This window comes from Pseudomonas sp. M2 (assembly GCF_015751845.1).
GTDB lineage: Bacteria > Pseudomonadota > Gammaproteobacteria > Pseudomonadales > Pseudomonadaceae > Aquipseudomonas > Aquipseudomonas putida_E.
In genome coordinates this window covers 5,472,825-5,499,596 of sequence record NZ_JADOUD010000001.1, presented here as the reverse complement: position 1 = coordinate 5,499,596, position 26,772 = coordinate 5,472,825, and the positions used below count along the sequence as shown (strand labels likewise).

Below are 26,772 nucleotides of genomic sequence, written 5' to 3'. Positions count from 1 at the left end.
CCGCGAAGTCCCGTTCGTCTCGCTGCAGCCGGGCGAACGCATCTACAACCCGCACGAGCAGGTGTACCTGGTGTGCACCGAGGGCGGCCACTACATTCTGCAGACGCTGGACAACCTGTTCTTCTACTTCGGTGAAGTGCCAGACACCGACACCGACGTGCCGCTGCAACGCATCGAAAACGCCCTCGGCCACTTCCTGCACTTCACTCGCACCGCCGAAGGCACGCTGACCGACATCAGCGCCACCGGCGGCACCCGCGTGCACCTGCACTACGACCACCCGCTGGGCCGGCTGACCGACATCAAACGGGTGGTGAACAACGGAGTGCGATCCATGAACCCCTCCTATCACATGATGGGGCAGCAGGTTACCGTGGCATCTCTGGCGAGCAGTTCCACGGCAGAAGAGCTTCGTAGTCGGCCACCGACGATGCATACGGCAGGTGCTCAAGTACGTGGCGCAGCCACGTATAGGGCTCCTGGCCGTTGACCTTGGCGGTCTCAACCAAGCTGTAGATCTTTGCGCTGGCACTGGCGCCGTTCACGGTGTCGCTGAACAGCCAAGCCTTGCGCCCGATGACAAATGGCTTGATCGCACGCTCCGCAAGGTTGTTGTCGATCGGCAAATGGCCGGCCTCGACATAGCGTTCCAACCGACTCCAGTTGTTAGCCAGATAGTGCACGGCCTTGCCCAGCACACTTTGCGGTGTGACCTGGGAGTACGTCTTGTCCAGCCAGCTTTTCAATTGGCCGAGGATCGGTAGGCGTCTTTCTTGGCGACCGATGAACCGCTGTTCGTCGCTGACCTCCTTGAGGTCGCGCTCGATGCCGTACAGCTTGTTGATCATCGCCAGCGCCACATCGGCGCGGCCCGTCTTACCCTTGGGCTGCACTTTCTGCGCATCGACGAACTTGCGTCGAGCATGAACCATGCACGCCAGCCGCTCGATACCGGGCTGCAACGCCAACGCGTTGTAACCGGCGTAATCATCGGTCATCACATAGCCGCGATACCCTTCCAGCAGGCGTAACGGTACTTCCTGCGCACGGCTGGTGGTGTAGTCAAACAGCACAACTTGTCGATCAGGCGGGCCGCTGGCCTGCACCCACATCCAGGATTGGCTGTTCGGGTCGCGGCCTGGCTCTTTCAAGACCTGTACACGCGTTTCGTCGCAGTGAATCACCGGACTTTCCAGCAGCCGGTCACGCATCAGGTTTAACAGTGGCTGGAAGTGTTCGCTGCACTGGATCATCCAACGCGCCAGAGTTTGTTGTGGAATGTGGATGCCGTGTCGGGACAGTACGCTTTCAAAACGGTGCAGCGGCAAGCCATCGACGTACTTGGTCGTCAGCAGCATGGCCAGCACGCTGGGGCTGGCCATGCTCTTTTCGATCAATTGAGCTGGCTTGTCAGCGGTAACCGGCGCGGTTTCGCAGCCCCGGCACCCGTAAACCTTGCGCACGTGTTTGAGTACGCGGATCTGCATCGGCACGATGTCGAGCTGCTCGCTGGTTTCTTCGCCAATGACATGCTTGCGGCAACCACAGGCGCAGGTCAGTTCGTGCTCGGGCAGGTCGTGGATGACTTCGGCCCGAGGCAGATCGGCCGACAGTGGTTTGCGTTTGCCGCGACGTTTGGCAGGCGCAACGACTTCTTCGTCGGCATCGTCAACCACCGCCAGTAGCGGGTCGCTTTCGGGTTCGTTGAACATCGCCAGTTGCGGCGTGTTGGGATCGACAGTTTGCTCGGACTTCCGGCCAAAGAAACGGTCACGCCATAACTTGATCTGCTCTTTCAGGTCGTTGATGTGTGTCGCATAAGCCTCCTTGACCTCCTGCTCGCGCACACGGGCAGCCGATTGCTCACACGCACGAGCAGCGTAACTCTCAAGCAGCATTTGCTTGAGCAGAACAGGGTCATCCGGGAGGTTGTCGGGCACTGAAATCATGGCCCGGATTATACCGGGTCAGGCGACGAAACGGGGCGCCAGAACCTGATGCGGACGGTTGCGCCAGAGGTCGAAACCGTCGAGTAGCCAGTTCAGTTCTTGGACGGTCAGGACAATCGCTTCGTCGCTGGCGTCGGGGGAGGTTTTGAAACGTTCGGCTTCGAGGCGTTTGAGCCAAAGACAGAAGCCGTTGCGCTCCCAATACAACACCTTGATGCGATTGCGAGCTTTATTGAGGAAAACGAACAGTACGGGGTCGAACACGGCGACCTTGATATCCAACTCGACCAGCGCGGTGAGGCCGTCGATGGACTTTCGGAAGTCTACGGGCTTGGGATAGAGGTAAACCTTTTCGACTTTGCTGTCGGGTCGCATCATGGCGGGCGGGCTCCAGAAAGAAATCGGGAGCGCAGCATCGGGCATCAGGTAGTCGCTTGGAATGTGGGCTTCATGGAGCGGATACGAACAACGAAGCGGTCGAAACCCTGGCTCAATACCGCTACGACGAACACGGCCAGCTCAGCACGGTGATCAACCGCAACGGCGACACCGTGCGCAGCTTCAGCTACGCCGACGGCGTAATGGCAAGCCACAGTAATGCCCTGGGCCTGACCTGCCATTACCGCTGGGAAACCCTCGACGGCCAGCCCCGCGTGGTCGAGCACTGGACCAGCGACGGCGAACACTTCCATTTCCGCTACGACTTCGCCCTGCGCATCAGCTGGGCCACGGACGTACTCGGCCGCGAGCTGGAGGTGCAGTACAACGCCGACCACCGCGTGTTCGCCAGCCGCGACTACGGCGGCGAGCGCTACGCCATCGCGCTGGACGACTACGGCAACATGGTCGGCCTGACCCTGCCGGACGGCAACCAGTTGCACTTCAAGTACGACGAATACGCCCGCCTGCTTGAAGAGACCGACCCGCTGGGCCGCACCATCGCCTACGAATACCATCACCTGACCACCCTGGTAACCAAGGTCACTTACCCGGACGGCAGCACCTGGCAGGCGCGCTACGACGACAAGGGCAACCTGCTCGCCGAAACCGATGCCCTTGGCCACCTGACCGAATACCTCAATGGCGAAGATGGTTTGCCGCATACCATCATCGATGCGACGTACAAGTCCAAGTACCTGTGGTGGAACACCCTTGCCCAGGTCGAGCGGTATCAGGACTGTTCGGGTAAAAACACCTATTACCGCTACGACGACCGCCAGCACCTGGTGGCCGTGACGGATGCGCTGCACCAAACCACCATGCTGGAGCGCAAACCGGACGGAGAGGTGATCAAGGTCACCCATCCGGACGGCACCTCAGAGACCTTTACCTACAACCCGTACGGCCAGGTGCTGACCCACACCGATGGCAAAGGCCAGACCACGCGCCTGCTGCGCACGGCACGCGGACTGCCGAGCAGCCGCCAGGATGCCAAAGGGCAGCGGATTCGCTACGAGTACGACAAGGCCATACGCCTTACCGCGCTGGTTAACGAGAACAACGCGACGTACAGCTTTGCTTACGATGCGTCGGACCGGCTGGTGGAAGAAGTGCGGGTGGACAACCTGACGCGGCGCTTCACCTACAACGACGGCGGCCATCTGACCAGGCTGGACGAAATTGGCTACGGTGAGAACGGTGAACAGCCACAACGCGAAACGCTGTTCGAGCGCGACCCCATTGGCCGGCTGATTGCCAAGCTCAACCGTGATGCGCGACAAGACTATGCCTATGACGATGTTGACCGGTTGCTGAGCATTCAGCGGCAACCCAGCGGTATCGGCAAACAACTCGGCATCACCGAAGAAAAACTCGAATACGCCTATGACCTGCTGGGGCGACTGACCCAGGAAATCACCCCACAAGGCGTACTCGGCTACGAATACGACCCACTGAGCAACCTGACCACGCTGACCTTGCCAGACGGGCGCAAGGTCAACCACCTGTACTACGGCAGCGGGCACCTGCACCAGCTGAACCTGGACGGCCAGGTCATCAGCGACATGGAACGCGATGATCTGCATCGCGAGGTGTATCGCACGCAGGGCAAGCTCACCAGTTGCTTTGGCTACGACGCCATGGGGCGCAAGGCGTGGCAGTTTGCTTCGACGCTGCCTGCAGAGAAGCTGTCGCAAGTGCAGAACCCCGGCATCAACACCTCACTGCTGGTGGAGCACGCTTACAACCCGATTCACCGTCGCTACCAGTACGACCCGGCGGGCGAATTGGTACGCACGCTGGACAAGCTGCGCGGCGAGATCAAGTACGAATACGAAGCCAACGGCCAGTTGCACAGCCGCGATACCGGGTCACTGGTTGGCAGCGAAGAGTTCCGCTACGACCCGGCCGCCAATCGCCTGGACTTCAATGCGCGGCAGTTGGAGAAGGTCAAGGACAACCGTATCAAGCGTTGGCGTGATCAGGAGTACCGCTACGACCCGTGGGGCAACCTGATCGAGAAGCGCTCGGGACATAGCAAGCTTCAGAGTTTTGCCTATGACTGTGAGAACCGGCTGGTGCGTGCCGAAACGCTGGTCAACGGCAAGCCGGAAAGTACGGGCACTTATCGCTATGACAGCTTGGGGCGGCGGATTGCCAAAACCGCTGAAATCGAAGGCGCGACGGAGCAGAAGCACTTCCTCTGGCAAGGGCTGAGAATGCTGCGTGAGGAGACGCCGGGGCAGAGCATTCTGTATCTCTATGAGCCGGGTAGCTATGCGCCGTTGGCACGGGTGGATCAGGCGGAAGGGGAAGAACAGAAGATCTATTACTTCCATAACGATCAGATTGGTACGCCGCTGGAGCTGACTGATAGTCAGGGCGAGATTGTCTGGCAGGCGACGTATCGGTCGTGGGGGGCGATTGAGCAGCTTGCCGTCCATGAGGTTGATCAGTACCTGCGGTTTCAAGGGCAGTACTTCGATAACGAGACAGGGCTGCACTACAATACCTTCAGATACTATGATGCTGAGAATGGTCGATTCGTTACTCAAGATCCAATCGCACTGTTAGGTGGAGTTAACCTTTATCAGTACGCTCCAAATCCCTGTGTTTGGATTGATCCGTGGGGATGGGCATACAAAGGGGTCGACTTTACTGGGTCTCCTGACTTGTTCCCTGTAAGCGGGAATCAGAAAAATATCGTGACCATAACCATGCAAGGTTCAAGGGGGCGTGATTTTACACAAGCGTTCAAAGAGGCAGGAATCAAGAGTTCAAACCCTGCTGTCGATGATTATACATGGCACCATGTAGATGACTTTGATCCCAATACCGGAAAGACGACGATGCAGCTGGTAAAAACTTCAGCGCACGAAGCGACATTCCCTCACGGCGGGTCAGTATCTCAATTCGAAAAACACTTCGGATTGCGTTCGGGAGAATATGGCAAATCAGAGGCCATTGCGATTTCTCAGGACAAAGGATGGCTAAAAGGTAGAGCGCCAAAAGCAAATGCTGCGACGTGTTAATTTGAGAGGATAATATGCTGCAAGTGAAACTTTCAAGGTCTGAGCGAGAAGTTGATCATAATGATTTGGATCGCCTGGAAGCTCAGCTTTCTGCTCGATTGCCAAGTTCTTTTAAACAATTTTTTTTAGCTAATAATGGTGGGGTATCGGATAGAGACTGGTGGGACAGTGGCGACGATTATGATCCTGTTCGGGTCAAGAGGTTTAAAGCTATTGCTCCTTCTGGAGTTGCAGATGAGTTGGAGACTAAATATATCGGGGGCTGCTATTTGGCGATGACCGGTCGACAAGTTATACCTGTCACCATTTTGCCCTTCGCCATCGATGATGGTGGAAACTTTTTTTGTCTCGATTTAGTAGAAGGTTGTGTATGTTTTTTTGCCGTGGACGGTTTTGATCCTAATTTGTCAGTCGCCGAGAATCACGTGAGAGCCTATCGCTGGCTAACAAGCTCTTTCGAGTTGTTTGTATCGGGCCTCAAAGACGAGTCGGAAGTTGATTTGTAGTGAGTGATCTCAGTCGGCCGAAGGGTTAATTACTTTGAATGCTGTCTAACGGACTCTCAAGCTTCCTGATCTTTAAAAAAAAGTTAAATTTAGGGAGGGGTGCTTCGCCCCTTTCTGAGTAACCACATAGTACCCACAATTATACCCGGGTGGGCGATCACCGCTGCGTAATCGCCAGCCCGACTACGGCGGCGAGCGCTACTCGATCGCGCTGGACGACTACGGCAACATGGTCGGCCTGACCCTGCCGGACGGCAACCAGTTGCACTTCAAGTACGACGAATACGCCCGCCTGCTCGAAGAAACCGACCCGCTGGGCCAGATGACCGAGTACCTCAACGGCGAAGATGGTTTGCCGCATACCATCATCGATGCGACGTACAAGTCCAAGTACCTGTGGTGGAACACCCTTGCCCAGGTCGAGCGGTATCAGGACTGTTCGGGTAAAAACACCTATTACCGCTACGACGACCGCCAGCACCTGGTGGCCGTGACGGATGCGCTGCACCAAACCACCACGCTGGAACGCAAACCGGACGGGGAGGTGGTCAAGGTCAACCATCCGGACGGCACGGCGGAAACCTTCACCTACAACCCTTACGGCCAGGTGCTGACGCACACCGATGGCAAAGGCCAGACCACGCGCCTGCTGCGCACGGCACGCGGACTGCCGAGCAGCCGGCAGGATGCCAAAGGGCAGCGGATTCGCTACGAGTACGACAAGGCCATACGCCTTACCGCGCTGGTCAACGAGAACAACGCGACGTACAGCTTTGCTTACGATGCCTCGGATCGGCTGGTGGAAGAAGTGCGGGTGGACAACCTGACGCGACGCTTCACCTACAACGACGGCGGCCATCTGACCCGGCTGGACGAAATTGGCTACGGCGAGAACGGTGAGCAGCCGCAACGCGAAACGCTGTTCGAGCGCGACCCCATTGGCCGGCTGATGGCCAAGCTCAACCGTGATGCCCGTCAGGATTATGCCTACGACGAAGTCGACCGGTTGTTGAGCATTGAGCGACACCCAACCAGCATCGGTAAGCAGCTGGGCATCGCCGAAGAAAAGCTGGAGTACAGCTATGACCTGCTGGGGCGACTGACTCAGGAAATCACACCGCAAGGCGTACTCGGCTACGAATACGACCCACTGAGCAACCTGACCACGCTGACCTTGCCAGACGGGCGCAAGGTCAACCACCTGTACTACGGCAGCGGGCACCTGCACCAGCTGAACCTGGACGGCCAGATCATCAGCGACATGGAGCGCGATGACCTGCACCGCGAGGTGTACCGCACGCAGGGCAAGCTCACCAGTTGCTTTGGCTACGACGCCATGGGGCGCAAGGCTTGGCAGTTTGCGTCTATCAACCGTGATGCCCGTCAGGATTATGCATACGACGAAGTCGACCGGTTGTTGAGCATTCAGCGGCAACCCAGCGGCATCGGCAAACAACTCGGCATCACCGAAGAAAAACTCGAATACGCCTATGACCTGCTGGGGCGACTGACCCAGGAAATCACCCCACAAGGCGTACTCGGCTACGAATACGACCCACTGAGCAACCTGACCACGCTGACCTTGCCAGACGGGCGCAAGGTCAACCACCTGTACTACGGCAGCGGGCACCTGCACCAGCTGAACCTGGACGGCCAGATCATCAGCGACATGGAGCGCGATGACCTGCACCGCGAGGTGTATCGCACGCAGGGCAAGCTCACCAGTTGCTTTGGCTACGACGCCATGGGGCGCAAGGCATGGCAGTTTGCTTCGACCCTGCCGGCGGAAAAGCTGTCGCAAGTGCAGAACCCCGGCATCAACACCTCACTGCTGGTGGAGCACGCTTACAACCCGATTCACCGTCGCTACCAGTACGACCCGGCGGGCGAATTGGTGCGAACGCTGGACAAGCTGCGCGGCGAGATCAAGTACGAATACGAGGCCAACGGCCAGTTGCACAGCCGCGATACCGGGTCGTTGGTCGGCAGCGAAGAGTTCCGCTACGACCCGGCCGCCAACCGCCTGGACTTCAATGCGCGGCAGTTGGAGAAGGTCAAGGACAACCGTATCAAGCGCTGGCGGGATCAGGAGTACCGCTACGACCCGTGGGGCAACCTGATTGAGAAGCGCTCGGGGCATAGCAAGCTTCAGAGCTTTAGCTATGACTGCGAGAACCGACTGGTGCGTGCCGAAACTCTGGTCAACGGCAAGCTGGAAAGTACGGGCACTTATCGCTATGACAGCCTGGGGCGGCGGATTGCCAAAACCGCTGAAATCGGCGACACCTCGGAACAGAAGCACTTCCTCTGGCAAGGGCTAAGGATGTTGCGTGAGGAGACGCCGGGGCAGAGCATTCTGTATCTCTATGAGCCAGGTAGCTATGCACCGTTAGCGCGGGTTGACCAGGCGGAAGGGGAAGAGCAGAAGATCTATTACTTCCATACCGATCAGATTGGTACGCCGCTGGAGCTGACTGATAGTCAGGGCGGGATTGTTTGGCAGGCGACGTATCGTTCTTGGGGCGCGATCGAGCAGGTGACGATTAATGAGGTGGAGCAGAATCTGCGCTTCCAGGGCCAGTACTTTGATAGCGAAAATGGTCTAAATTACAACACTTTCCGATATTACGATCCGGAAGTAGGTAGATTTACCACTCAAGATCCCATTGGAATTGATGGTGGATCCAATCTTTACTTCTATGCTCCCAACGCTGTAGCGTGGGTCGATCCATTAGGGTGGGTAGCGGAAACTGCACCTGGTTATTTTGTTTACGCTTTGTATGATAAAGGCGTTAAAGATCCCTACTATATTGGGATTACTGATAACGTAACGAGACGCCGTGGTGAACATGCTGTCAGCGGCAGATTGAATGGCGGAAAGATGAAGGTTCTTGATCGTAATGTAACCTACGGGCAGGCGCGTGGCTATGAGCAAGCCTATATTGAGCATCATGGAACTAAAACTGGTGTTGTAGGTGAGGCAATATCGGATAGCAATAGAGGCAACAAAATCAACTCTTATGATCATCAAAGCAAAACAAGATCAGCGAGTCGACAGCAATATTTCGAAAATAGCTACAATGAAAAGACATCTAGTCTCGGTGGTAAGAAGTCAACGTCGAGCGCCGTTGCCTGTTGAGGAGGTTAATGATGGGATGGTGGAATGTGCCCGGAAATAACGAATTAGTTGTCGGAGATATTCCTTTAGACCGAATTGGGAAGCTGATGGAGGAGCTTCAGGAGCTTTATCTCGAATCCTTGGGTAGACGTCCTGCGCTTGGTGAAGTACGTTATATGATTGAGTTATCTCTCAAGGTTAATGGCCCCGGCTTGTTTGATGATATGGAAACTGGCTCAGATAAATGTGAGGATGCTTTAGTGCGCAAAAATAAAACCATCAAATATACTTCGGGCGATATCCTTGCTTTTAAGATTGATGAGAATGAGTATGGGTTTGCGAGGCTGATAAGAAAGATAGAGCTGGGTTATGTCTCTGAAATTTATTGTGAGACTGCTGCGTCGCCCAGTGAGGGGTTATCTGTCATAAAAAAAATAAAAAAATTCCCGGTTATATTAGATACTTTCTCCTTGTTGGAAATGGGAGAGGGGGAATGGTCTGTGATCGGCAATGCGAAAGGAGAAAATGATGATAAAGTAGATGGGTTGAGGTTTGTGTTTGGTACTCCACCATTCGACTTGAAAAGTATTGATGTAAATGAGGATGAGAAAAAAATATCAGAGAATGATTCTTTAGGCCTGCCTCCTTATGAGCAGATGGGCGACGAAGATGTTAAGGAGCTTTTTGAGGTGAGTTGAATTATATTGTTGGCGTGGCGTTTTGAATTATTTCATGGGCGAAATTTAAACTCGAATGCAGTATTGGCCCTGTCTGTAGCTTGATGATGATGGTCTGGTAAATGAGTTGCGATGGTATAAGTTTTTATTTTCTTCACTTCCTGTAAGTCTTTGAGTCTCGGTGTCGATTTAGAGTGATGCTCAGCTGCTGATTAAATACTTGAGTGACGATCTTTAAAATTGTTGAACCGGAGGCGGGTGCCGACTTTGTTTCATTCGCTTCCATTTTTCTTGAGGGCCGTCTGACCGGTCTAACGGGTGGTCAACAAGCAGGCCGTGGAAACCCTGGCTCAATACCGCTACGACGAACACGGACAGCTCAGCACGGTGATCAACCGCAACGGCGACACCGTGCGCAGCTTCAGCTACGCAGACGGCGTAATGGCAAGCCACAGTAATGCCCTGGGCCTGACCTGCCATTAACGCTGGTAAACCCTCGACGGCCCCTGGTTTTGGGTGTTAAAAATATTCAAAGCTGGGCGAGCTCCGGGCTTCAAAACGGGCTGTTTAAGACCGATCCATCTCTTTTAGGTTGCTGTGAGTTCTTATGAAAGAATTTTATCTGCTCAGTGCTGCGGAAGGCGACGATGTTCCGCTTTTCTTTGATGAGAAGTGGATCCCGGAATTGCCGGAGTTCAATCAAGTAATTGCGAATCCTGACGTATTGGATTTTTCAAGCTCCTATGAAATGAAAGCCGACTTGAATAATCTTCACGTCGATGTGATATTTGAGCAGTATCTCGCGTCATCGGAATTCATTCGAATGTGCGAAAATTTTCATTGTAAGTTTCTGAGCATTCCTGTGATGATTTCGCTTCGCGGCTCTGCGAAGCCTAAAAAGGATTATAGATTTTTCTGCGTCCTTAGTAGATGTTCATTGCTAGATGTTGATCGATCTACTTTTGAATTGGTGGGTGACGGACTTTTGCGCCCAGAAAGCGAGCGCCAACATATGTTGCCATTATATGCTCGAATAGATAGGTTTTCCCCGAGATCAGATGTAGAGTATGATTTATTCTACTGTGAAGAATTGAAACAAATGGTCTGTTCTTCTGTGTTTAGAGAGGCATACTTAAAAAATAGTTTCATAGGGCTCTATTTTGAGAAAATTGATGAGGGATTTGTATATGCTCCGTGGGGTTGATTTCGCAAGGTCAAGCACTTCTAAGACCGCACGGGCAGAAGCACCCACTACCGTTACATGAGGAGCTATATAGATTAATTGGAAATGAAAATCATCGCGAGCGTGGAACCTTTAGCATGTAGTGAGCGCGTATTTGATGATGGAGTAACTGAGTTGAAATATGCTCTGGGTACCAGGTCTCCGCTGTAACGAAGACAACCGCGTCGTCGCCAGCCGCGACTTTGGCGGCGAGCGCTACGGCATGGACTTCGATGCGTCCGGCAACATCATCGGCTTCACCTTGCCGGACGGCAATCGCCTTGGGCTCAAGTACGATGACTTTGGCAGGCTCGTCGAGGAAACCGATCCACTGGGCCGCAAGATCAGCTACAAACACCACCTCGCCACGCCACTGGTAACTGAAACCCGCTTCCCCGATGGCAGTATCTGGAAGTCCCGTTACGACGGCAAAGGCAATCTGATTGCCGAGATCGACCCACTTGGCCACAAGACCGAGTACCTCAACGGTGAGGATGGCCTGCCGCACACGATCATCGATGCGAACTTCAAGTCCAAGTACCTGTGGTGGAACGCCTACGCCCAGGTCGAGCGCTTTGAAGACTGCTCGGGCAAGAGTACGTACTACCGCTATGACGAGCGTCAGCACCTGATAGCCGTCACCGACGCGCTGAACCAGACCACCACGCTGGAGCGCAAGCCGGATGGTGAAGTGCTGCGCATCCACCACCCGGACGGCACAGCAGAGAGCTTCACCTACAACACCCTTGGCCAAGTGCTCACCCACACCGACGGCAAAGGCCAGACCACACGGCTGCAGCGTACGTCGCGGGGTTTGCCCAGCAGCCGCCAGGATGCCAAAGGGCAGTGGGTTCGCTACGAGTACGACAAAGCGCTGCGCCTGACCGCCCTGGTCAACGAGAACAGCGCAGCCTACCGCTTTGCCTATGACGCCTCGGACCGCCTGAGTGAAGAAGTGCGGGTGGACAACCTGACCCGGCGCTTCAGCTATGACGCTGGCGGCAATCTGGTTCGCCTGGACGAAATCGGCTATGGCGAAAACGGCGAGCGCCCGGAGCGCGATACCGTATTTGAGCGCGATGCGATTGGCCGCTTGCTGGCCAAGGTCAACCGCGATGCACGCCAAACCTTCGAGTACGACGAAGCCGACCGGCTGCTGAGCATTCAACGCCACCCGACGGATGCCGGCAAGCAGCTCGGGGTCACCGAGGAAAAGCTGGAATATGCGTACGACTTGCTCGGCCGGCTGACGCAGGAGATAACCTCCAACGGCAAGCTGGGCTACGAGTACGACCCGCTCAGCAACCTGACCACGCTGACCCTGCCAGACGTGCGCAAGGTCAACCACCTGTACTACGGCAGCGGGCACCTGCACCAGCTGAACCTGGACGGCCAGGTCATCAGCGACATGGAACGCGATGACCTGCACCGCGAGGTGTACCGCACGCAGGGCAAGCTCACCAGTTGCTTTGGCTACGACGCCATGGGGCGCAAGGCGTGGCAGTTTGCGTCTACCCTGCCTGCAGAAAAGCTGTCGCAAGTGCAGAACCCGGGCATCAACACCTCGCTGCTGGTGGAGCACGCCTACAACCCGATTCACCGTCGCTACCAGTACGACCCGGCGGGCGAACTGGTACGCACCCTCGACAAATTGCGTGGCGAGATCAAGTACGAGTACGAAGCCAACGGCCAGTTGCACAGCCGCGATACTGGTTCCCTCGTAGGCAGCGAAGAGTTCCGCTATGACCCGGCGGCCAACAGGCTCGACTTCAACGCTCGGCAGTTTGAGAAGGTGAAGGACAACCGCATCAAGCGTTGGCGCGATCAGGAGTACCGCTACGATCCGTGGGGCAACCTGATCGAGAAGCGCTCGGGGCATAGCAAGCTGCAGAACTTTGCCTATGACTGTGAGAACCGGCTGGTGCGTGCTGAGACAGTGGTCAACGGCAAGCTGGAAAGTACGGGCACTTATCGCTATGACAGCCTAGGGCGGCGGATTGCCAAAACCGCTGAAATCGAAGGCGCGACGAAGCAGAAGCATTTCCTCTGGCAAGGGCTGAGGATGTTGCGTGAGGAGACGCCGGGGCAGAGCATTCTGTATCTCTATGAGCCGGGTAGCTATGCGCCGTTGGCGCGGGTGGATCAGGCGGAAGGGGAAGGGCAGAAGGTCTATTACTTCCATACCGATCAGATCGGTACGCCGCTGGAGCTGACTGATAGTCAGGGCGAGATTGTCTGGCAGGCGACGTATCGGTCTTGGGGGGCGATTGAGCAGCTGAAGATCAGTGAGGTCGAGCAGAATCTGCGGTTCCAGGGCCAGTACTTTGATAGCGAAACGGGGCTGCATTACAACACTTTCAGGTTCTATGATCCTAATGTTGGCCGATTTTTGACGCAGGATCCTATAGGTTTGGCAGGCGGCTTGAATATATATTCGTACGCTGAAAATCCTATTCAAGAAATCGATCCCCTGGGGTGGTGCTCTACGAAACTGGGCAATAACATGGGGGCCAGAAAGGGCGATGGAATGGCTAATCATCATTTAATCCCCGAAGAAATCATGAAAAAGCCTCGTTACGCGAAAATGTTTAGCAAACTTCGATCAATGGGTTTTAATGATGATGGTGCTTCCAATGGTATATTTTTACCGGGTAGTAAGAAGTTAACGCAAAATATAGATTTGCCTGGGCATTGGTCAAATCATGCTAAATATACTAAGATCGTGGAGACTAAGGTTTCTGCTTTGAATGACGCCTTTAGGGCTGGTAAGATTTCTGATACGCAATTGGTCTTAGGTATAGGTAAAATTCAAAGTTTCGCGAGAGAAAACCTTACAAATAATACATTTGTAGTGGATGCGATCACTGGGAGGCTTTTGTGAGTAGTTCCAATTATTACGTTTTGCGCTATAATCCGAAAGATAGTGGCTGTCCAGTCGTGCTGTCGGGCTTCTTTAATTGTACTGAATTTGAATGGGATCCATTTGAACCAAACCCTATGGGGTTGAGTGTAGAAAAGAAATATGTTTTAAAGCTGTCCGGATTGGAAATGGAGTTATCTGAGTTAGAGTTTGATTACTATAGCATAGGTGATACCTATGTTTCTAAAAGGTTTTTAGAGGTTTGCGATAAGGTCGGGGGAAAGTACAAGGCTATTCCTTTGGAGATAACCTATAAGGAACAGTCTAGAAAAGGAGATTTTTTTATTTTCCTTCCTGGTGAAAGTTTGGCGGCTCTGGATAAGGCTGAGTCGTTGTTCGAGACATCCAAGGACCTGGAAACCGGCCTCGAAATTGAAAGTCATATATATCCTGGGGCTGTGAATATTGATGCTATAAGTAAGTTTGTGGTTTCCCCGGAGCTGCAGTCGGAAATTTTTAGATGCCAGGAAACCTTAGAGCTATTTTGTAGTGAGAGCTTTAAGTCAGCGGCAACTGGCTTGAAGGGTGTTTCGTTTGAAATAGTTGATGATACTTACTCGTATGATGCATGGACTGAGTTGAGAGATATTTGAAGGTTTTGAGTGTGTTTTGCAAGGAGTAAGGTATTTTCTATTGTTGTTCATTACGCCAGATCCTTAAAAATATGCAGCTGGGTTGGTGCGGCCTAGCCAGTGGCAGGGCCAGCGTTGTTTTTTTCTGGCGCTTAATGCTGAAAATTAGCACAACGAGGATAGATTTTGTGGTGCGGGGTCTTAGGAGCTATGGCGCGTTTATTCGGATGTCACGAATTCAGAATTTCATGAGCTGATAGCTCTAAATAAATTAATGTATCCTGGGGTGCGTAAATAAAAAGTTGTGTGGCATGAAAGACAACCAGTTTGTAGAGGCAGTGTTTGGCGAGCTTTTTTACAAAAACTTTGAATAATACAAAGAGGCGCTCCTAAAGCCAGTCAACAAGGATGATGATGCATATGCGCGTGCACGAAATGCTTTGTCACTACTTGACAACACTCAAAAGCAAGATGTTATTGGTTTTCTCAAGCTGGTCATTGCAGATAGCGCCTCCGTCATTCTCGGAACCTTAGATGGGGTTCATTATCCAGATAACCTGGTGGGGGATTTTGTATTAAGTTGCGACAGCGAAGAGATTCAAGGTGATTTGCAAGATATTTTCATTGACAAAGCACAAGAGGAAAATGTTTATGGCTGATCGGAGGTGGTCTGTGCCTCCGGTATGGCTGGCTTAGGTGTCGAAAAGTTCTTGATCAAATGGTGTGGTGTTGCGATATGATCTTTAATAAATGGGGTTATTGAAATTAGAAGGGGCTGTAATGGTCCCTTTTTTGTTTATTTTGTTAGGGCTCAGGTGTAATAGCCAGTCACTGGAATCTCATTTTGAGACGTGCCGCTGCAACGCATCGAAAACGCCCTCGGCCACTTCCTGCACTTCACCCGCACCGCCGAAGGCACGCTGACCGACATCAGCGCCACCGGCGGCACCCGCGTGCACCTGCACTACGACCATCCGCTGGGCCGGCTGACCGACATCAAACGGGTGGTGAACAACGAAGCGGTCGAAACCCTGGCTCAATACCGCTACGACGAACACGGCCAGCTCAGCACGGTGATCAACCGCAACGGCGACACCGTACGCAGCTTCAGCTACGCAGACGGCGTAATGGCAAGCCACAGCAATGCCCTGGGCCTGACCTGCCATTATCGTTGGGAAACCCTCGACGGCCAGCCCCGCGTGGTCGAGCACTGGACCAGCGACGGCGAACACTTCCATTTCCGCTACGACTTCGCCCAGCGCATCAGCTGGGCCACGGACGTACTCGGCCGCGAGCTGGAGGTGCAGTACAACGCCGACCACCGCGTGTTCGCCAGCCGCGACTACGGCGGTGAGCGTTACGCCATCGCGCTGGACGACTACGGCAACATGGTCGGCCTGACCCTGCCGGACGGCAACCAGCTGCACTTCAAGTACGACGAATACGCCCGCCTGCTCGAAGAGACCGACCCGCTGGGCCGCACCATCGCCTACGAATACCACCACCTGACCACCCTGGTAACCAAGGTCACCTACCCGGACGGCAGCACCTGGCAGGCGCGCTACGACGACAAGGGTAACCTGCTCGCCGAAACCGATGCCCTGGGCCACCTGACCGAATACCTCAATGGCGAAGATGGTTTGCCGCATACCATCATCGATGCAACCTACAAGTCCAAGTACCTGTGGTGGAACACCCTTGCCCAGGTCGAGCGGTATCAGGACTGTTCGGGCAAGAATACCTATTACCGCTACGACGACCGCCAGCACCTGGTGGCCGTGACGGATGCGCTGCACCAAACCACCACGCTGGAACGCAAACCGGACGGGGAGGTGGTCAAGGTCAGCCATCCGGATGGCACCTCAGAGACCTTTACCTACAACCCGTACGGCCAGGTGCTGACCCACACCGACGGTAAAGGCCAGACCACGCGCCTGCTGCGCACGGCACGCGGACTGCCGAGCAGCCGGCAGGATGCCAAAGGGCAGCGGATTCGCTACGAGTACGACAAGGCCATACGCCTTACCGCGCTGGTTAACGAGAACAACGCGACGTACAGCTTTGCCTACGATGCCTCGGACCGGCTGGTGGAAGAAGTGCGGGTGGACAACCTGACGCGGCGCTTCACCTACAACGACGGCGGCCATCTGACCCGGCTGGACGAAATTGGCTACGGCGAGAACGGTGAGCAGCCGCAACGCGAAACGCTGTTCGAGCGCGACCCCATTGGCCGGCTGATGGCCAAGCTCAACCGTGATGCCCGTCAGGATTATGCATACGACGAAGTAGACCGGTTGTTGAGCATTGAGCGACACCCAACCAGCATCGGTAAGCAGCTGGGCATCGCCGAAGAAAAGCTGGAGTACAGCTATGACCTGCTGGGCCGACTGACCCAGGAAATCACACCGCAAGGCGTACTCGGCTACGAATACGACCCACTGAGCAACCTGACCACGCTGACCTTGCCGGACGGGCGCAAGGTCAACCACCTGTACTACGGCAGCGGGCACCTGCACCAGCTGAACCTGGACGGCCAGGTCATCAGCGACATGGAACGCGATGACCTGCACCGCGAGGTGTACCGCACGCAGGGCAAGCTCACCAGTTGCTTTGGCTACGACGCCATGGGGCGCAAGGCGTGGCAGTTTGCTTCGACGCTGCCTGCAGAGAAGCTGTCGCAAGTGCAGAACCCGGGCATCAACACCTCACTGCTGGTGGAGCACGCCTACAACCCGATTCACCGTCGCTACCAGTACGATCCGGCAGGTGAACTGGTACGCACCCTCGACAAATTGCGTGGCGAAATCAAGTACGAGTACGAAGCCAACGGCCAGTTGCACAGCCGCGATACCGGCTCGCTTATAGGTAGCGAAGAGTTCCGCTATGACCCGGCCGCCAACCGCCTGGACTTCAATGCGCGGCAGTTGGAGAAGGTCAAGGACAACCGCATCAAGCGTTGGCGGGATCAGGAGTACCGCTACGACCCTTGGGGGGATCTGATCGAGAAGCGCTCGGGGCATAGCAAGCTTCAGAGTTTTGCCTATGACTGTGAGAACCGGCTGGTGCGTGCTGAGACAGTGGTCAACGGCAAGCTGGAAAGTACGGGCGCTTATCGCTATGACAGCCTGGGGCGACGGATTGCCAAAACCGCTGAAATCGAAGGCGCGACGGAGCAGAAGCATTTCCTCTGGCAAGGGCTGAGGATGCTGCGCGAGGAGACGCCGGGGCAGAGCATTCTGTATCTCTATGAGCCGGGTAGCTATGCGCCGTTGGCGCGGGTGGATCAGGCGGAAGGGGATGAGCAGAAGATCTATTACTTCCATACCGATCAGATTGGTACGCCGCTGGAGCTGACGGATAGCGAGGGTAGGATTGTTTGGCAGGCGACGTATCGGTCTTGGGGAGCGATCGAGCAGCTGACGATCAATGAGGTCGAGCAGAATCTGCGATTCCAAGGGCAGTATCAAGATGATGAGACAGGGCTGCATTACAACACGTTCCGTTATTACGATCCCTTGGTGGGGCGCTTTGTTACGCTAGACCCGATGGGTATAGATGGTGGGCTCAATCTGTATCGGTACGTCCCGAATCCCACTAGCTGGGTGGATCCGTGGGGCTGGGCTTGCAATAGGCCTGGCGGATACAAAGCTGGTGACGTTGATGCTCACGGCAATTTATCACCTCAAGTGAACAGGGCTGTGGGTAATAAGAATATTGCTGCGGATGATTTCGTGCAGTCACACCACTTTATCCAGCATGAATGGGCTAAGCTCAATGTAAAAGGATATAAGAGGAATAGTGCGCCAGCAATTCTGCTCATAAGTAGTTCTGGCGAGTCGCATGCTATGATCTCTGCCATGCAGCGGGCAAGGCGCAAGTCGTTAGGCTTTAGCGGTACATTAAGGGACGAATTCAATGTTGCGTACAAGGAGATGATCGACGCTGGGGTCCTTCCGGATGCTGCGAAACGGGCAGCGGCTAAATAATATAAATATTACGAAGCTTTGGGAGCATTTAACTGATGGTTATTTTTACTGAGCGTCACGGGGCTGCTTCTGTTGCGAGCATTGAAGCTTTGCGTAACGCTCTTGGTATTTCCAATAGAGCATGGATTGTTGACTTCTGGAGAAAAAGTGATGGAGCACTCTTGAATGATCAGGTCTTGATTTATTCCGTTAGCGATATTGAAGAGCGCAATAATACATTTGAAGTCGAAGATAATTTTAAAGGAATGATTGCCGTTGGAGATGATTCTGGTGGCCGATTAATACTAATAAATAAATGTGGGGAGGGGGATTTTTTTCTTGTGGATTCAGGGAGCACGACTCTGGACGGATGTGACCGATTCGAAACTATCGAAAAGCTTTTAGATTATATTGAGGAGGATGAGGGAGAGGTCGCGACAGCTGGTTTAGGTGACATCTTCAGTAAGGGAAGCTGCAAGCCAAGCATTGAAGAAGTTGTTGATATAAAGAAAATGCTAGGGCTAAATTATTCGATTGTGCAGCTAAAGGCTATATTGGCTGAATCTGGGCAGGTTGTAATGAAATCTGTTTACGCTCAGAAATACCAGGAGGCCCTAAAAAGATTTTCGCATATTATTGAATTTAGGTGATTTTACGATTCTAAGTTATGAGTTACTTCATGGTCGAAATTTACGCCGTTGGTCCTCAGATCGCGTAATCTTTTGTTGTAAAAGATGGTCCTGCCCATTTGGTCGCTTACGGTGGTGCTCTTCAATTTGCTGATTTATAGTCTGAATTTGCTCATTAAATGGAATTTTTAAGGGAGGCGTTGCTGGTTGGGCCCACACTGCGCATTTCTCAGCTGAATGATACTCCTGCTCCAGATGATCTCGTATATGATTGAAGATGAATAGTTTCAAAGGTGCTACAGGAGCAGATGTAGAGTATAAGTGGCCATCTAGTGATGCTAAGTCTTCTGGAGTTTGGAGCGCTAAGTCGAAAAAGACTCAGAAGGTATCTGGTTCAGGTTGCGGATAGGTAGGTGTAAATATGAGTGAATTTATTGCATCAACTATAGAGTGTTATGAAGAGGACGGGGTGGTTACAATTGCGCTAGGCGATGATCCTATTGATCCCAATGGTTATATTGTCATAACGCGACTAGATGATGAAGATAATATTTATATTGATGAAGGTATTGGGTTTCAAACCGCTCAGTCTAGCCATGAGGTAGCAAATTCTATCGATGAAGTCATTCTGCATAGTGACGGCTTAGAGGTAGTAGTGAAACAGGAGTTTATTGGGCATTGCGGAGCGGGTAGATTCTTTGGAAGATTCCCTGATGAGATAAATTCATCTAAAGAGAAAGTTGCTTTGTTGCGCTCGTATTTAAAGGATATTTTTGATGGTAGCCATGTAAGGCTCATCATGTAGCAGAGGAGTGGAAAGACCTAAGTGCGAATGCTGTTTATTGTTTTTTGGCGTCCGATTGGTCTTAGATGTATTTAAGGCAGTCGATCGCAAGCCTGCAGTGTTGGCGGAAGTTAGACAAGATCAACTGTATCAACCGCTGGCGAAAACAATAGTATCGCTACGACCCGTGGGGCAACCTGATCGAGAAGCGCTCGGGGCATAGCAAGCTTCAGAGTTTTGCCTATGACTGTGAGAACCGGCTGGTGCGTGCCGAAACGCTGGTCAACGGCAAGCTGGAAAGTACGGGCACTTATCGCTATGACAGCCTGGGGCGGCGGATTGCCAAAACCGCTGAAATCGAAGGCGCGACGGAGCAGAAGCATTTCCTCTGGCAAGGGCTGAGGATGCTGCGTGAGGAGACGCCGGGGCGGAGCATTCTGTATCTCTATGAGCCGGGTAGCTATGCGCCGTTGGCGCGGGTTGACCAGGCGGAAGGGTAGGAGCAGAGGGTCTACTACTTCCACACCGATCAGATTGGTACGCCGCTGGAGCTGACTGATAGCGAAGGCCATATTGTCTGGCAGGCGACATATCGGTCTTGGGGCGCGATTGACCAGCTGATGGTTAATGCAATCGAGCAGAACCTGCGCTTTCAAGGCCAATACTGTGACCTTGAGACAGGACTACATTACAATACTTATAGATATTTTAATCCGCAGATTGGGCGTTTCGTAACGCAAGATCCGTTGAGTATCGACGGTGGAATGAATCTCTATGAGTATGCTCTAAATCCGATCCTATGGTTAGATCCACTTGGTCTGTCCTGTGGGTCCGACGCGAAAAACTTGCAGACAGCCTCGGGAGTAAACCAGTAGGCGGAGGGCAGTATGATGCGCATCACATCATTATGTCCAATTCAAAGGACGTCAGAATGATAGCCTTGAGAAAGCAAATGAAAGAACTGGGAATCGATATAAATGACAAGAAAAATGGAATTTGGTTGCCAAATACAGAATCTGCTAGAGTTCCCGGTACACTGGCAACGCCGCACAAGGGTGCCGGCATACATGGGAATGCCTACAAAACATGTATATGATTCGTTGGTTGGTAGAACAACGAAGAAAGAGTTTTTGAGTGGGCTTGCTGAACTGAAAGAGCAATTAAATAGTGGTAAGACTTTTGCTGTTAGGAGGTAGCTGTGGTTCCCGATCAATTTAAGAGCTTACTTAAGATTCTAAAGTCTAAGCTTGAGGCTGATCTTTCTGAAGGCGCAGATATGCAGTACATTGCAAGTGAAGAGATAAAATGGTCTAAAGGTCCAAGCTTTTCTGTATTGCCTTATGGGCTGGAACTGTCTGGGGTGACTCCGTCTCCGATCCTGAGTTCGGAGCCAAAGAGCAAAAAAAATTGTTTTAAATTTTATTCTGCGGAGCAGTGTGGGTTTTATAAGTCTGATGTATATGGTGTGAACTCTACAGTGATAGAAGCTGAGATATATCAGGTGGAGGGGAAGTCGACTTATTCAGTACGTTTTGACGATGACGGGGAGGCGGTTAGGGCATCTGGGGTTGTATTTGAAGGTGGAGTTCCAAATATATCATGTTGCCTGGACGAAGATGGTGAATACTGGTGTTATGAGTATAGGTGTGAAGAAGGGCGGGTAGTGTCCATGATTACATATGCCAGTAATAGTGTTCCTGGTACAGAGATATTCGTAGAGCGAGATGGTGAAAATGTTACAGGGCTATATTTTCGCAATAAAGATTCAAAAGTTTACGTTTATAGAATCTAGCTATTGGGATTGAGTTATCTCTCAAGGTTAATGGTCCGGCTTGTTCCATGATCTGGAAATTGGCTCAGATAAGTGTGAGGGTGCTTTAGTGCGCAAGAATCAAACCATCAAATACACTTGGGGCGATATCCTTGCTTTTAAAGTTGATGAGAAAAAGTATGGGTTTGCGAGGCTGATAAGAAAGAAAGAGCTGGGTTATGAAGCAGGTCCCGCCTTGGCGTTTGGCCCTCAACTCTTGGTTGATGCCCATGATGCAACAAGCTTCGAGGATTTTCTAAGATATCAATCGAGGGCAGTTCCGAGCCCTTGAAGCACAAATTGCAAACCTAGTTAGTAAAAAAGGGGGCTGTCGACGTTGAACTTAACTTTATTTACGGTAATGGCGGTGCTCGACCTACATCGATAACGTATGATGTATATCGTAAGAGTGAGGAAGTTCTCGAAGGTATATTTGGAAACTGATATGGCCAGAAATGATGTTAAAGAAGGTGTTCCCGAAGAGCTTAAAAAATTCATGCAGGAAATGAATGAGTGGGAGTGTGAGTTTTTTGATAAGCGCAAAGATGGCTTAAGTAAGGGTGAGGATGGGTTAGAGTTGAAAAAGGTTTATGCCTTGAAATTGGAGCGGATACTTGATATGTATGCGTTAAAGGATAAGTCGAATTATGGTAGATTGATTGATCTGGTTTGTACAAGGCCGGCAACTTATGACCCAGTAAGCGACGAGGTTCAGTTAGTATCTGATAGTGATGGTAGTTTGGTAGTGCAAGTACAACAAGTGAAAGGGGCAGAAATTTGTTCTAGATTCTATCTGGTTGTCAAGGGAGGGGAGTGGAAGATAAAAAAGAGGGAGATGTTGAGTTTTGATGAGAAGTGGAAGCGGGTTCCTCTTTAGATACACTAGTGCGAGCGCGATGGCATTGGCCGGATGCTGGCCAAGGTCAACGGCGATGCTCGGTAAGCCTGAGGCTCTGTATGGAAGCCCGAGAAATCCAACCGCCACCCCTCAAGCGCTGAGATTTTGTAGAGTCCTATGCCATCGACGGAAAGGAATCCTGTGATGGCAAAGCGTTACGAACTCTCGGGTGAGGCCAGGGCTGTGGTTGCTGATCTCTTCTCCGAAACCCATGGCCGGGGGAGGTCCCGCCTTCAAGCTTTAATAGGTTCTTTGAGGCTGGAAAGCTATCAGATACCCAGCTAGCATTAGAAATTAGTAAGATTCAAAACTTTGCCAGAGAATGGCTTGAAGCCAACAAATTTGTTGTGGATGCAATTACTGGGCGCCTTTTATGAGTTTGTGTGAGAAAAATTATTACGTTATAAGTTATGACTCGACGGATGAGGGATGCCCCGTAAGCATGGCAGGTTTTTTTAACTGCGAGAAATTTGAGTGGGAACCCTATGAGCCAAATCCTGAGAATTTGAAAATAGAGCATGACTATAGTCTCACTTTGAAGAATTTAGATGTAGAGCTAGAAAGTATAGACTTTGATTTCCATCAGGTTGGCGCTATCTATGTCTCAAAAAGATTCTTAAGTGTTTGCGACCGTCTAGGCGCCAAATATAGGGCTGTTCCGCTTGAATTGAAATCAGGGAAAAAAATTAGGCAAGGTGATTTTTTTATTTTCCTTCCGGGCGAAAGTTTAGCTGGCATGGATAAGGATCAGTCTATATATGAATTATCAAAGGACATTCAGGCTGACGGCGTTATTAATAGTCCGCTCTATCCTGGTTCAATAAGCATTGATCGAATAGATCTGTTTGTACTGTCTGATGCTATAGAAAGTGATATTTTTCGATGCCAGGAGACGTTGGAGTTATTTTGCAGTGAACGGTTCTTGCTAGCTGCAAGTGATTTGAAGGGGATTTCGTTTACAAAGGTTGATAGTGCCTACAGATATGATCCATGGGCCGACCTTGAAGATATTTAAATGCTGTTAGGATGCTAGAAGTGGGTGTGCGGGTGGGGGCAGATCACTATGAGATTTTATGATTAATTTCTATGCTAGGGCTATAGAAACTGATGATGTGCCGCTTTTTTGAAGAGGAATGAAATCCTTCGTTACCAGAGCTCAATCAGGTGATCACAAGGCCTCTAACGTCCTCTATAACGTGTTTAAAAATGGTGATCTGGTCGATGAAAATGTCTTCAGTAACTAATTTGCGTGATGATTATCGAGAGGCGCTGCTAGGATTTATGACTGCCATGAATGAGTGGGAGTCATCTGGCTACAAGAAGAGTTTGCAGGCCTTCACGGATGACTCCTTAGAGGATGGCCTTGAGCAGAGTCTGAGAAATGACCTTTTGGTTGTTTTTAAAAAATATGTAGTAGACGAGGGCCGAAACTATGATCGTGTCGAAAATATAGTTTGCGGCAGATCTCCAGAGTACGATTTGGTTAATGATGACGTTGAGATTTACGATGGCAAGGGAAGTGAGGTCTCAGTCATTATCAGAAAAAATACAGGGTTGCGCGCTTGTTTTAAGTTGAGTCTCATTGTGGAAGGGGGTTTATGCAAGGTTAGTAGGCGAGATCTACAGGATGATAAGAAGTGGCAAAGAACTTATGTTTAGTGACTAGCGTATTGCGTGATATTATTTTGCTTTTGCAAGGTTGTCGTGGCTTGCTGTGATATTGGGGGGATGGTTTTGTATGGAATTAGATTGTCTTAAAGAAAAATTTGAAACAATTAACTCCAGTGCTGCTGAGTCTATGGAGGCGTATTTGTCCGAGGCTCTACCGCTAGTTTCAAAAAAAGTAATAAGCAAAGGAGCTTTTTATAATGTGCGCCCGTATGAGATTGAGCGCGCGGGCTTTAAAAAGGGGCGCCTGCTAAAAAAGTTACCTGCAAACATAAAGAATACCCATGTCTACCACCTGGATGAAAGGGAACGTATTGTGTTTGTAGAGGTGTATGGTCAGTCAGAGAATATAGTAAGTAAAGAGTTTTATAAGTACGATGACGTTTCAATTGAACGTACCCATTTCACCAGTGTCGGTAGGCTAAGAAATATTTCGCTTTCAGTTGTAGAGGGTGAGTTGATTTATCGAGGTCTGAATTGGGGGGCGTTTGGCTGCAGTGACTCGGCATACGCATACTCCGGAACGCAACTGGAGAAAATAATGGTGCGCCAAAAAGAGCATGCCGATAGTGAGTTTTCTGAATTCGAAGTTTTTTTTGAGTATAGCGGTGATGAGCTGCTCAGAATTGTAAATGTTTTCCCAAATGGTTATCGGGAACAACGATTTCCATCCTGAGTGGTTAATATGCTTCTTGATGTTTTTGGTGATGGTCCTGGTTAAGTTTCGACAGCTCGTTGGCTATGTGAAATTCTCTACTGAGGGGTGGTGTTTGGCATATTGCAGTGCTGGAATATTTTGCCCCAGAGTAGTGATGGTTTGAAGTTGCGCCCTAGTAATGAGCGGCAGTAGTGTCAATGCCGGTTGGGTTGAGCTCTTTAAGAAGTTAATTGGATAAAATTTAAGGGGGCGCCATTAGTATTTTGATATTGTGTCCTCCTTTTTCGCAAGTAGATGCGCGGAAATCGGTGCGCGCCTTGAGCTCGACACCGTGTTCGCGCGAGATGCGTTTGGCGATTGCTGGCCAAGGTCATCCCGCGATGCACGTCGAACCTTCGAGTACGACGAAGCCGACCGGCTGCTGAGCATTCAACGCCACCCGACGGGTGCCGGCAAGCAGCTCGGGGTCACCGAGGAAAAGCTGGAATATGCTTACGACTTGCTTGGCCGGCTGACGCAGGAGACCACCTCCAACGGCAAGCTGGGCTACGAGTACGACCCGCTCAGCAACCTGACCACGCTGACCCTGCCAGACGGGCGTAAGGTCAACCACCTGTACTATATAGTGCTTCTGACATGAAGTATTTGCTTGATGATTTGATTTCTGGAATATAGGTGGGTATATGTCTGTTGCGTTGGCTTTATACGGTGTTGAAAACGTTAATCCTAAGCTGGCCCTGAAATTTGCTAAGCACTTTTTTGCTTGCATGAATCTGTCGATTACAGGTGCGGGTTATTATACATATTTGAGTGATGAGGATCATGTTGGCGATCACGATCTTGTAGCCTTGGAGTTGGCCGAGCTTGAGGCGAGAGTGAATAACGGTACAGCTACTGCGTTTAGGATATACAACGAGTCACCAGGTGCTATCCCTTGGTTTGCATCCTTTGGTTATTCTACGAATGACTTTGGCAGCTTCTATCACTTTGATGGCCAATGTTCTGAGGGTTCTGTGGGGCTAGAGAGCCTGATAAAATTTGTTAAAGATATCAGTGCTGATATTGTAGTGCCTTATGGGATTATCTATAACTGCGAAAAAGTAAGTAAGGCATTTAGTTACGCTACTGGTAATAATATGGTGGCGATATATCCGTACGAAAATTCATCTGCATTTAAAAAAGAAGTGCCTGGCAGATTTCAGGGGCGAGAGCGCTACAAGGAGGATTTATTGAGGATGGTGTATCCCGTTAATCTATTAAGTAGCCGACATTTGGAGGCGTACGTTGAGGGGGTGGTGCTGAGAGATTGGATTGGTGAGAGTGGCGGGCGAGGATCACTCGAGACATTAACCTCCTCGACTTGGCTGTGGTACGTCGAGGCCGACCAGCTTCAAAACGTAAATAAGTCTCTGGGCGAGGCCGGTATCCTAATTTCATGGAAAAAACCGGATGTCAAAAAGCGTTTTTGATTTTTATTTCGAGCAATTTTTTTGCGAAAGGTACTGCCCGGGCCAGTTATTTGCTCGCAGAGCCTAGCTATATGCTTTGCCTATGACGCATCGGACCGCTTGATTGAAGAAGTGCGGGTCGACAACCTGACCCGACGCTTCAGCTATGACACAGGCGGCTATCTGACCCGGTTCGATGAGATTGGCTACGGCGAGAACGGTGAGCATCCTGAACGGAATACGCTGTTCGAGCGCGATCCGATTGGCTGCTTGTTGGCCAAGCTCAACCGTGATGCCCGTAAGGATTATGCATACGACGAAGTTGACCGGTTGTTGAGCATTGAGCGACACCCAACCAGCATCGGCAAGCAACTGGGCGTGAGCGAAGAAAAGCTGGAGTACAACTATGACCTGCTGGGCCGACTGACTCAGGAAATCACACCGCAAGGCGTACTCGGCTACGAATACTACCTACTGA

19 protein-coding genes and 6 pseudogenes are annotated in these 26,772 nt (G+C 51.6%); 23 read left to right on the top strand and 2 right to left on the bottom strand.

Annotated features, from left to right (window positions below):
• Window positions 1-368: 368 nt before the first annotated feature.
• Window positions 369-1,949, bottom strand: coding sequence for an IS66 family transposase (locus IWW33_RS25435; protein WP_174142641.1), 1,581 nt, complete (start codon window positions 1,947-1,949; stop codon window positions 369-371).
• Between the two features lie 18 nt (window positions 1,950-1,967).
• Window positions 1,968-2,327 (bottom strand): IS66 family insertion sequence element accessory protein TnpB, encoded by a 360-nt coding sequence (gene tnpB / locus IWW33_RS25430; RefSeq protein ID WP_231386200.1) that lies wholly within the window; start codon window positions 2,325-2,327, stop codon window positions 1,968-1,970.
• Window positions 2,328-2,413: 86 nt separating this feature from the next.
• Here tnpB and IWW33_RS25425 point away from each other — a divergent pair.
• The 23 genes and pseudogenes from IWW33_RS25425 to IWW33_RS25325 all read left to right on the top strand — a co-directional run.
• Window positions 2,414-5,020: pseudogene (locus IWW33_RS25425) on the top strand (RHS repeat-associated core domain-containing protein); the annotation flags it as partial.
• Between the two features lie 84 nt (window positions 5,021-5,104).
• Complete coding sequence (locus tag IWW33_RS26815; RefSeq protein WP_231386547.1) at window positions 5,105-5,419, top strand: HNH endonuclease; 315 nt, start codon at window positions 5,105-5,107, stop codon at window positions 5,417-5,419.
• Between the two features lie 14 nt (window positions 5,420-5,433).
• Window positions 5,434-5,925, top strand: a complete 492-nt coding sequence (locus IWW33_RS25420; RefSeq protein ID WP_174142653.1) for an SMI1/KNR4 family protein — start codon at window positions 5,434-5,436, stop codon at window positions 5,923-5,925.
• A 163-nt stretch (window positions 5,926-6,088) separates the two neighbouring features.
• Window positions 6,089-8,662 (top strand): annotated as a pseudogene (locus IWW33_RS25415) (RHS repeat-associated core domain-containing protein); the annotation flags it as partial.
• 410 nt (window positions 8,663-9,072) lie between these two features.
• Window positions 9,073-9,741 (top strand): Imm26 family immunity protein, encoded by a 669-nt coding sequence (locus IWW33_RS25410; protein WP_231386199.1) that lies wholly within the window; start codon window positions 9,073-9,075, stop codon window positions 9,739-9,741.
• 297 nt (window positions 9,742-10,038) lie between these two features.
• Window positions 10,039-10,203: a hypothetical protein gene (locus IWW33_RS25405; RefSeq protein WP_231386198.1), complete on the top strand. Its 165-nt coding sequence runs from the start codon at window positions 10,039-10,041 to the stop codon at window positions 10,201-10,203.
• A 124-nt stretch (window positions 10,204-10,327) separates the two neighbouring features.
• Entirely contained in the window at window positions 10,328-10,924 is a 597-nt protein-coding gene (locus tag IWW33_RS25400) for a hypothetical protein (RefSeq protein WP_174141382.1), read from the top strand.
• Between the two features lie 187 nt (window positions 10,925-11,111).
• A pseudogene (locus tag IWW33_RS25395) lies at window positions 11,112-13,823 on the top strand (RHS repeat-associated core domain-containing protein); the annotation flags it as partial.
• Window positions 13,820-14,455: a DUF1629 domain-containing protein gene (locus tag IWW33_RS25390; RefSeq protein WP_196914422.1), complete on the top strand. Its 636-nt coding sequence runs from the start codon at window positions 13,820-13,822 to the stop codon at window positions 14,453-14,455. The pseudogene IWW33_RS25395 and the gene IWW33_RS25390, both read left to right, overlap by 4 nt.
• A 290-nt stretch (window positions 14,456-14,745) precedes the next feature.
• Window positions 14,746-15,093, top strand: a pseudogene (locus IWW33_RS25385) (hypothetical protein).
• A gap of 189 nt (window positions 15,094-15,282) precedes the next feature.
• A pseudogene (locus IWW33_RS25380) lies at window positions 15,283-18,420 on the top strand (RHS repeat-associated core domain-containing protein); the annotation flags it as partial.
• 35 nt (window positions 18,421-18,455) lie between these two features.
• On the top strand, window positions 18,456-19,049 hold the full coding sequence (locus tag IWW33_RS25375; protein ID WP_174141381.1) for an SMI1/KNR4 family protein: 594 nt from the start codon (window positions 18,456-18,458) through the stop codon (window positions 19,047-19,049).
• Between the two features lie 400 nt (window positions 19,050-19,449).
• Entirely contained in the window at window positions 19,450-19,833 is a 384-nt protein-coding gene (locus IWW33_RS25370) for a hypothetical protein (RefSeq protein ID WP_161872486.1), read from the top strand.
• A gap of 104 nt (window positions 19,834-19,937) precedes the next feature.
• Window positions 19,938-20,636 (top strand): annotated as a pseudogene (locus IWW33_RS25365) (RHS repeat-associated core domain-containing protein); the annotation flags it as partial.
• A complete protein-coding gene (locus IWW33_RS26955; protein ID WP_348635199.1) occupies window positions 20,612-20,908 on the top strand; it encodes an AHH domain-containing protein in 297 nt (98 codons plus the stop codon). The pseudogene IWW33_RS25365 and the gene IWW33_RS26955, both read left to right, overlap by 25 nt.
• A gap of 102 nt (window positions 20,909-21,010) precedes the next feature.
• A complete protein-coding gene (locus tag IWW33_RS25360; protein WP_174141380.1) occupies window positions 21,011-21,604 on the top strand; it encodes a hypothetical protein in 594 nt (197 codons plus the stop codon).
• A 40-nt stretch (window positions 21,605-21,644) separates the two neighbouring features.
• Window positions 21,645-21,914: a hypothetical protein gene (locus IWW33_RS25355; protein ID WP_174141379.1), complete on the top strand. Its 270-nt coding sequence runs from the start codon at window positions 21,645-21,647 to the stop codon at window positions 21,912-21,914.
• A 153-nt stretch (window positions 21,915-22,067) separates the two neighbouring features.
• Window positions 22,068-22,499 (top strand): NTF2 fold immunity protein, encoded by a 432-nt coding sequence (locus IWW33_RS25350; protein WP_231386196.1) that lies wholly within the window; start codon window positions 22,068-22,070, stop codon window positions 22,497-22,499.
• A gap of 463 nt (window positions 22,500-22,962) precedes the next feature.
• Window positions 22,963-23,535 (top strand): DUF1629 domain-containing protein, encoded by a 573-nt coding sequence (locus tag IWW33_RS25345; RefSeq protein WP_174141378.1) that lies wholly within the window; start codon window positions 22,963-22,965, stop codon window positions 23,533-23,535.
• 206 nt (window positions 23,536-23,741) lie between these two features.
• Entirely contained in the window at window positions 23,742-24,179 is a 438-nt protein-coding gene (locus IWW33_RS25340) for an NTF2 fold immunity protein (RefSeq protein ID WP_174141377.1), read from the top strand.
• Between the two features lie 79 nt (window positions 24,180-24,258).
• Window positions 24,259-24,864 carry a hypothetical protein gene (locus IWW33_RS25335; protein WP_046787621.1) on the top strand — a complete coding sequence of 202 codons (606 nt, stop codon included), beginning with the start codon at window positions 24,259-24,261 and terminating at the stop codon, window positions 24,862-24,864.
• A gap of 313 nt (window positions 24,865-25,177) precedes the next feature.
• Complete coding sequence (locus tag IWW33_RS25330; protein WP_046787620.1) at window positions 25,178-25,486, top strand: RHS repeat domain-containing protein; 309 nt, start codon at window positions 25,178-25,180, stop codon at window positions 25,484-25,486.
• Window positions 25,487-25,529: 43 nt separating this feature from the next.
• Window positions 25,530-26,315, top strand: coding sequence for a hypothetical protein (locus tag IWW33_RS25325; RefSeq protein WP_174141376.1), 786 nt, complete (start codon window positions 25,530-25,532; stop codon window positions 26,313-26,315).
• Window positions 26,316-26,772 lie beyond the last annotated feature (457 nt).

Coding starts and splice junctions, on each gene's coding strand:
- IWW33_RS25435 (WP_174142641.1), bottom strand. CDS start 1,949: ATGATTTCAGTGCCCGACAACCTCCCGGATGACCCTGTTCTGCTCAAG.
- tnpB (WP_231386200.1), bottom strand. CDS start 2,327: ATGATGCGACCCGACAGCAAAGTCGAAAAGGTTTACCTCTATCCCAAG.
- IWW33_RS26815 (WP_231386547.1), top strand. CDS start 5,105: ATGCAAGGTTCAAGGGGGCGTGATTTTACACAAGCGTTCAAAGAGGCA.
- IWW33_RS25420 (WP_174142653.1), top strand. CDS start 5,434: ATGCTGCAAGTGAAACTTTCAAGGTCTGAGCGAGAAGTTGATCATAAT.
- IWW33_RS25410 (WP_231386199.1), top strand. CDS start 9,073: ATGATGGGATGGTGGAATGTGCCCGGAAATAACGAATTAGTTGTCGGA.
- IWW33_RS25400 (WP_174141382.1), top strand. CDS start 10,328: ATGAAAGAATTTTATCTGCTCAGTGCTGCGGAAGGCGACGATGTTCCG.
- IWW33_RS25375 (WP_174141381.1), top strand. CDS start 18,456: ATGGTTATTTTTACTGAGCGTCACGGGGCTGCTTCTGTTGCGAGCATT.
- IWW33_RS25370 (WP_161872486.1), top strand. CDS start 19,450: ATGAGTGAATTTATTGCATCAACTATAGAGTGTTATGAAGAGGACGGG.
- IWW33_RS26955 (WP_348635199.1), top strand. CDS start 20,612: ATGGTTAGATCCACTTGGTCTGTCCTGTGGGTCCGACGCGAAAAACTT.
- IWW33_RS25350 (WP_231386196.1), top strand. CDS start 22,068: ATGGCCAGAAATGATGTTAAAGAAGGTGTTCCCGAAGAGCTTAAAAAA.
- IWW33_RS25345 (WP_174141378.1), top strand. CDS start 22,963: ATGGCAGGTTTTTTTAACTGCGAGAAATTTGAGTGGGAACCCTATGAG.
- IWW33_RS25340 (WP_174141377.1), top strand. CDS start 23,742: ATGAAAATGTCTTCAGTAACTAATTTGCGTGATGATTATCGAGAGGCG.
- IWW33_RS25335 (WP_046787621.1), top strand. CDS start 24,259: ATGGAATTAGATTGTCTTAAAGAAAAATTTGAAACAATTAACTCCAGT.
- IWW33_RS25325 (WP_174141376.1), top strand. CDS start 25,530: ATGTCTGTTGCGTTGGCTTTATACGGTGTTGAAAACGTTAATCCTAAG.